Here is a 6,384-nt window from a genome sequence, read left to right as displayed (position 1 = left end):
GGCGGCGGCGACCCGCGCGGGATCGCGCGCCACCACCGCCACCGACCATCCGCCGGCGGCGAAGCGATGCGCGGTCGCGAGCCCGATTCCGGCGGTCCCTCCGGTAACGACTGCAACCCGTGCCATACTGGCCTCGCCTGAGTGGAGAAAATCGCAGCGGCAACGGGTGCCGACGCCCACGGTTGCGCCGCACCGCCGTGCCGGAACGTCACGGCCGCCGGTCTTTTTGGAACCCGGCGCGCAACATCCGACACCGAGCGCTGTTGATCCTGCGTAGTCGCGCGCCATCGCAGCGCGACCGGCCTTCGAGGATCGCAGCCATGCGATACGGACGACGGTTCTCCCTACCGATCGATCCTTGGCCGCAAGCCTCGCTCGGCGAGCGGATGTCGGTCGGCCTGGTCCTGACCTTGTTGCTGGCGGTGCCGATCTGCGCGGCCAGCGCCGTGATGGTGGTGAGCGCGACGATCGCGGCCTACATCGCCTGGTCCTACGATGTCGGCGCGTCGCTGCGGAACCTGATGGAACGCCAGGTCAGCAGGCTCGCCGACAGGCACGGCCGGACCGTCCGGAAGGTTTGAGCAGTCGAGGCGAGCGCGATCGGCGGCCGGGACGACGGGGTTGTTCTGAGAACGACCTCTGCAAAGACCAAGCATCGTGAGGCAGGGGGACAATCCGCCGCCGCAAACACCCTGAAGGAGCTGTCTGTTTTCGCCCGCTATCTCAGAAACAGGGCAGCTCCGGACAGCGACCGCTCAACGCCATCACCGTGCCACGCTCGACCGCGCCAGCAACAGCCCGAACCCGACCAGCAAGACGCCGAACACCCGGTCGATCCAGTGGCGCACGGCGAGGAGGCGATCCCGGACACGCCCCGCGGAGAAGAACAGGGCGACCAGCGCAAACCACAGGATGTGCGCGCCCGAGATGAAGGCACCATAGCCGATCTGCGTCGCCAACGGCGTCGATGGCTGGACCACCTGCATGAACAGGCTGACCACGAAGACCGTACACTTGGGATTGAGTGCGTTGGTCAGAAAGCCGATGCGCAACGCCTCAAGATCCGACGGCACGACAGGCGCAGCGGACGGTGCATCCGAGGTCGGCACGGCGCGCAGCATCTTGATACCGAGCCAGATGAGATAGGCTGCGCCGACCAGCTTGAGCGCATTGAACAACCAGATGGATTGCTGGATCAGTATGCCGACGCCGAGGATCGTATAGGTGACATGCACCAATACGCCCGCGCCGATGCCCAGCGCCGTCAGCAATCCCGCGCGGCGCGATAGCAAAAGACTGTTCCGCGTCACCATCGCGAAGTCGGGGCCGGGACTTATCACGGCCAGAATGGTAATGGTGATGACGGCGAGCAGTTCGGTCATGGTGACCTCGCAGAGGTGATGGCGGGCAGCCAGCGACAGGAGTTCATACCGGACTGTCTTTTTCAAGATCCCGGAGCTGCGCTTGTTCGGGAATGTCTTGAGTCGGGCGCCCTAAGATCGCTCACGGCACTCGGTTGTGCGCCACAGATAGCCGAGGCGAGGGAACGGAGATGTCCGGAATAATCCTCAGGTTGGCCGCGCGGTCAAAGCACCTCCCGCGCGGCTGCTCGCGCATCGCCTGTGGTTGAGGGCGCACACCCGATGTCCGCGGGCCAGGTTGGCCGTGGCTTGACCGTCCTTACACGCGCAGCGGCGCAACCCGGGGCAGCCCACGATCCCCGAACCATCGCGCATCACCGGGTCGTTTCCTTGCGCGCGTAAGGACGACATCGTCGGAATGACGCGCGAAACGGTGTATGGCGGCCCCGCAACCACCGCGTGACGCAGGTCCGATTTGACCTCGACGCATCGAGTGGGCCAGTCAGGTTCGGAACCGAGAGATCGCCATGTTCCGTTCCCTGATGAGTGCCCGGCGCTTCGCGCCGCTGTTCTGGTGCCAGTTCTTCTCGGCGTTCAACGACAATTTCCTCAAGAACGCGCTGGCCTTCCTGATCCTGTTCGGGATCGGCGGGCAGGCGGATGCCCATGCCGGCGTCCTGGTCACCTTGGCGAGCGCGGTGTTCATCGGGCCGTTCTTCATTCTGTCGGGCCTGGGCGGGCAATGGGCCGACCGGTACGACAAGGCGCTGATGGCCCGCCGGCTCAAGTTCGCCGAGATCTTCGCGGCCGGCACCGCGGTGCTCGGCTTCCTGCTGCACTCGGTACCGGTATTGTTCGTGGCGCTGGGCCTGTTCGGGACGATCGCGGCCCTGTTCGGCCCGATCAAGTACGGGATCCTGCCGGACCACCTGCGCCGCGAGGAGCTGCCGGCCGGCAACGCGCTGGTCGAGGCAGCGACCTTCCTGGCGATCCTGCTCGGCACCATCGCGGCCGGCGCGGCCTCGGCGATGGGCGGCTCCGGCCTGGTGTTCGGTGCCCTGGTGATGGGCTTCGCGGTCCTGTGCTGGCTCTCGGCCCGGATGATCCCGCCGACCGGGGAGGGGGCACCGGACCTGCACGTCGATCGCAACGTGGCGCGCTCGACGGCCTCGCTGCTGCGCGACCTCTGGGCCGACACGCGCCTGTGGCGCGGCTCCCTGACGGTGAGCTGGTTCTGGCTGGTCGGAGTCGTGGTGCTGTCGCTCCTGCCGGTCCTGGTGCGCGACGCCTTCAACGGCACCGAGACCGTGATCACCCTGCTGCTGGCGCTGTTCTCCGTCGGCATCGCGGTGGGATCGGGGCTCGCCTCCTGGCTCGCCAGCGGCCGGATCGTGCTCCTGCCGACGCCGGTCGGCGCGGTACTGATGGGACTGTTCGGCCTCGACCTCGCCTGGACGATCGGACACCTGCCGCCGCCGCCCGCAGAGGCGATCGGACCTTCCGACTTCCTGCAGACCGGGTACGGCCTGCGCACTGCGATCGGCTTCCTCGGCCTCGCCGTGTCGGGCGGCCTTTACATCGTCCCATCCTTCGCGGCCGTGCAGGCCTGGACCGAGAAGGCGATGCGGGCGCGCATCATCGGGGCGGTCAACGTCGTGACCGCGGCGTTCATGGTGGCCGGCACCCTGGCGCTGGCGGCCCTGCAGGGTGCGGGCCTGTCGAGTGCGAGCCTACTCGCGCTCGTGGGCGTGCTGAACCTGATCGTCGGCGCCGTGGTGTTCGCGACCCTGCCGACCAGCCCGTTCCGCGACGCGCTCTCGATCCTGTTCCGGGCCTTCTACCGGCTGGAGGTCCGCGGGCTCGACAACGTCGCGGCGGCCGGGCCGAACTGCATCCTGGCGCTCAACCACGTCTCGTTCCTCGACGCGCCGCTGGCGCTGTCGCTGCTCGATCAGGAGCCGGTCTTCGCGGTGGACAGCGGGATCGCGCAGCGCTGGTGGGTGCGGCCGTTCCTGCGGGTGACCAGGGCGATGCCCCTCGACCCGACCCGGCCGCTCGCCACCCGGACGCTGATCAACGCGGTCAAGAGCGGTGAAACGCTGATCATCTTCCCCGAAGGCCGGCTCACCGTCACCGGCAGCCTGATGAAGGTCTACGACGGCGCCGGGCTGATCGCCGACAAGTCGGGTGCCATGGTGGTGCCGGTGAAGATCGACGGGCTGGAGCGTACCGCGTTCTCGCGCCTGTCCCGCGGGCAGGTCCGCCATCGCTGGTGGCCCAAGGTGACCGTGACGCTGCTGCCGCCGGTGCGCCTCACCGTGGACCCGGCGCTGCGCGGCAAGGCCCGGCGCCAGGCGGCCGGGGCGGCGCTCTACGGCATCATGTCCGACCTGCTGTTCCGCACCGCCGACACCGACCGGGGCCTGATGGCAGCGCTGATCGACGCCGGGGACCGCCACGGTTGGCGCCGCACCGCCGTCGAGGACCCGGTCACCGGCCGCCTGTCCTACAGCCGCCTCGTCCTCGGCGCGAACGTGCTCGGCCGCAAGCTGATGTCGCTCGCCCCGGAAGGCGGCCGGATCGGCGTGATGCTGCCCAACGCCAACGGCGCGGCCGTGACCCTGTTCGCCCTGGCCTCTGCGGGCCGGGTGCCGGCGATGATCAACTTCTCCGCCGGCGCGGCCAACGTGCTCTCGGCGTGCCGGGCGGCGCAGGTCGACAAGATCCTCACCTCCCGGGCCTTCATCGAGAAAGGACGGCTCGGCAGCCTGATAGAGGCGATCAAGGGACAGGTCGAACTGATCTACCTGGAGGACGTGCGCGCCACCGTCACGACGCCGGACAAGATCCGCGCCCTGCTGGCCGGGCGCAAACCTCTGGTACGGCGCACGGGCGAGGATCCGGCCGCGGTCCTCTTCACCTCGGGCAGCGAGGGTACGCCCAAGGGCGTGGTGCTGGCCAACCGCTGCATGCTCGCCAACGTGGCCCAGGTGGCGGCCCGGATCGATTTCGGGCCGACCGACAAGGTGTTCAACGTGCTCCCGGTGTTCCACGCCTTCGGGCTGACCGCCGGGCTGGTCCTGCCCCTGGTCTCGGGGGTGCCGGTCTATCTCTACCCGTCGCCGCTGCACTATCGGATCGTCCCGGAGCTGATCTACGGCTCCAACAGCACGGTCCTGTTCGGCACCGACACGTTCCTCGCCGGCTACGCCCGGGCCGCGCACGCCTACGACTTGCGCTCGCTGCGCTACGTCGTGGCCGGGGCCGAGGCCGTGAAGGAAACGACCCGCAAGACCTGGGGCGAGAAGTTCGGCCTGCGCATCCTGGAAGGCTACGGCGTCACCGAATGCGGGCCGGTGGTCGCCCTCAACACGCCGATGTTCAACCGATTCGGCACGGTCGGGCGGATCCTGCCCGGGATCGAGACCCGCCTGGAGCCGGTGCCCGGAATCGACGATGCCGGACGCCTGTCGGTTCGGGGACCCAACATCATGCTGGGCTACCTGCGGGCGGAAAAACCCGGCGTGCTGGAGCCGCCGCCGGGCGGCTGGCACGACACCGGCGACATCGTGGCGATCGACGCCATGGGCTTCGTGACGATCAAGGGCCGGGCCAAGCGCTTCGCCAAGATCGCCGGCGAGATGGTTTCGCTCGCCGGCATCGAGGCGCTCGCCGCCGAACTCTGGCCGAACCAGCCGAGCGCGGTCGCGGCGGTGCCGGACGCGCGCAAGGGCGAGCGGCTGGTGCTGTTCACCCAGGAGAAGGGCGCGACGCGCCCCGCCTACCAGAGCTTCGCCAAGGAGCGTGGCGCCTCCGACGTAGCGATCCCCGCCGAGGTGGTGGTGCTGGACGCGATCCCGATGCTGGGCAGCGGCAAGGTCGATCAGGTCTCGGTGGTCAAGCTCGCGCACGAGCGAGCGAAGGAAACGGCGGCGGCCTGACCCTGTCGCGCCGCGTCCCCCAAACGGGGGATGCGTGCAGCGACACGTTGGCATGGTATCACGAATACAGTCATGATTCGATCAATCTTCAGTGATCGAGAATCATGGACTGGAATTCGCGATTCAGGCGCGTGTCGACGAGGGGTTGATCATGCACAAGGGCAAGCGATTTCCGATCTGGCTGACGCGGCGGGCCTATTTCAGGCGTCTCGAACGCTGGGCCAAGCTCGGCAAGGCGCGCAAGCCCGCGCCGCAGAACATCGCGATCGAGCCCGTCATGCTGTCGTCCAACGTCGTGCCGTTCCCGCTCCACCTGGCCCAGGCGGGCCGGCCGGCCTTCCCGGATCTGCGCGGCGTCGGCATCGGCTGAGCCGGCGCCCCGGGCCTTGCCTGCCGCGGCGGATCGGTGAATCTGTGCGCTCTGGTAGACCCGGGATCTGGAGGATGCGTGCCGCACCAAGGGCCCGATCCCGGCGCGGCCGCCGCGTCCCGGCTTCGCCGTGCGGTGCGCAGGGGCCTCGCGATGGCGGCGCTTCTGGCCGGGCTCGTCATGGCCGGCGCCGGGCTGGTCTGGCACTACGCCGTTTCGCTGCCGCCCCTCGACCTGGCGGCGGCCTCGGCACGCTCCACCGTCGTGCTCGACCGGGCCGACACGCTGCTGCGCCCCTTCGCCACCGCGGACGGCCGCTGGCGGCTTCCGGCCAGAGCTGCGACCGTCGATCCGCGCTACCGGGCGATGCTGCTCGCCTACGAGGACCGGCGCTTCGAGACCCATCCCGGCGTCGATCCGGTGGCGATCCTGCGGGCCGCCGGCCAATGGCTGGGGCATGGCCGGATCCTGTCGGGGGGCTCGACCCTGTCGATGCAGGTCGCCCGCCTGGTCGAGCCGCGCCACGGGCGTTCGCTGGAGGCCAAGCTCCGCCAGATGGTCCGGGCGGTGGCGCTGGAGCGGCAGCTCGGCAAGGCGGCGCTGCTCGACCTCTACCTGGCGCTCGCCCCCTATGGCGGTCCCCTCGAGGGCGTCCGGGCGGCGAGCCTGGCCTATTTCGGGCGCGAGCCGGCGCGGCTGACGGCAGCCCAGG

General features: G+C 69.2%; 6 protein-coding genes. 4 read left to right on the top strand and 2 right to left on the bottom strand.

Annotated elements, in window-relative coordinates:
* Window positions 1-126 (bottom strand): SDR family NAD(P)-dependent oxidoreductase (locus FV228_RS17705; RefSeq protein WP_147855833.1); only part of this gene is annotated, 126 nt, incomplete at its 3' end.
* Window positions 127-320: 194 nt separating this feature from the next.
* Between FV228_RS17705 and FV228_RS17700 the strand changes: the two genes are divergently transcribed.
* Window positions 321-581, top strand: a complete 261-nt coding sequence (locus FV228_RS17700) for a hypothetical protein (RefSeq protein ID WP_147855832.1) — start codon at window positions 321-323, stop codon at window positions 579-581.
* 183 nt (window positions 582-764) lie between these two features.
* Here FV228_RS17700 and FV228_RS17695 read toward each other — a convergent pair whose 3' ends face one another.
* The gene (locus tag FV228_RS17695) at window positions 765-1,382 is read right to left on the bottom strand and encodes a LysE family transporter (protein WP_147855831.1); all 618 of its coding nucleotides are present in this window, start codon (window positions 1,380-1,382) and stop codon (window positions 765-767) included.
* A gap of 506 nt (window positions 1,383-1,888) precedes the next feature.
* On the opposite strand from FV228_RS17695, the gene FV228_RS17690 reads away from it, so the two are divergent.
* From FV228_RS17690 to FV228_RS17680, 3 genes are all read left to right on the top strand, one after another.
* The gene (locus FV228_RS17690; RefSeq protein WP_147855830.1) at window positions 1,889-5,302 is read left to right on the top strand and encodes an acyl-[ACP]--phospholipid O-acyltransferase; all 3,414 of its coding nucleotides are present in this window, start codon (window positions 1,889-1,891) and stop codon (window positions 5,300-5,302) included.
* 151 nt (window positions 5,303-5,453) lie between these two features.
* Window positions 5,454-5,672, top strand: a complete 219-nt coding sequence (locus FV228_RS17685; protein ID WP_147855829.1) for a hypothetical protein — start codon at window positions 5,454-5,456, stop codon at window positions 5,670-5,672.
* A gap of 153 nt (window positions 5,673-5,825) precedes the next feature.
* Window positions 5,826-6,384, top strand: a 559-nt coding sequence (locus tag FV228_RS17680; RefSeq protein ID WP_187277797.1) for a transglycosylase domain-containing protein, incomplete at its 3' end; no start/stop codon positions are given.

This window comes from Methylobacterium sp. WL18 (genome assembly GCF_008040015.1).
Taxonomy (GTDB): Bacteria; Pseudomonadota; Alphaproteobacteria; order Rhizobiales; family Beijerinckiaceae; genus Methylobacterium; species Methylobacterium mesophilicum.
Note: the sequence above shows the minus strand (reverse complement) of the source record. Positions and strands in the feature narration are given on the sequence as shown.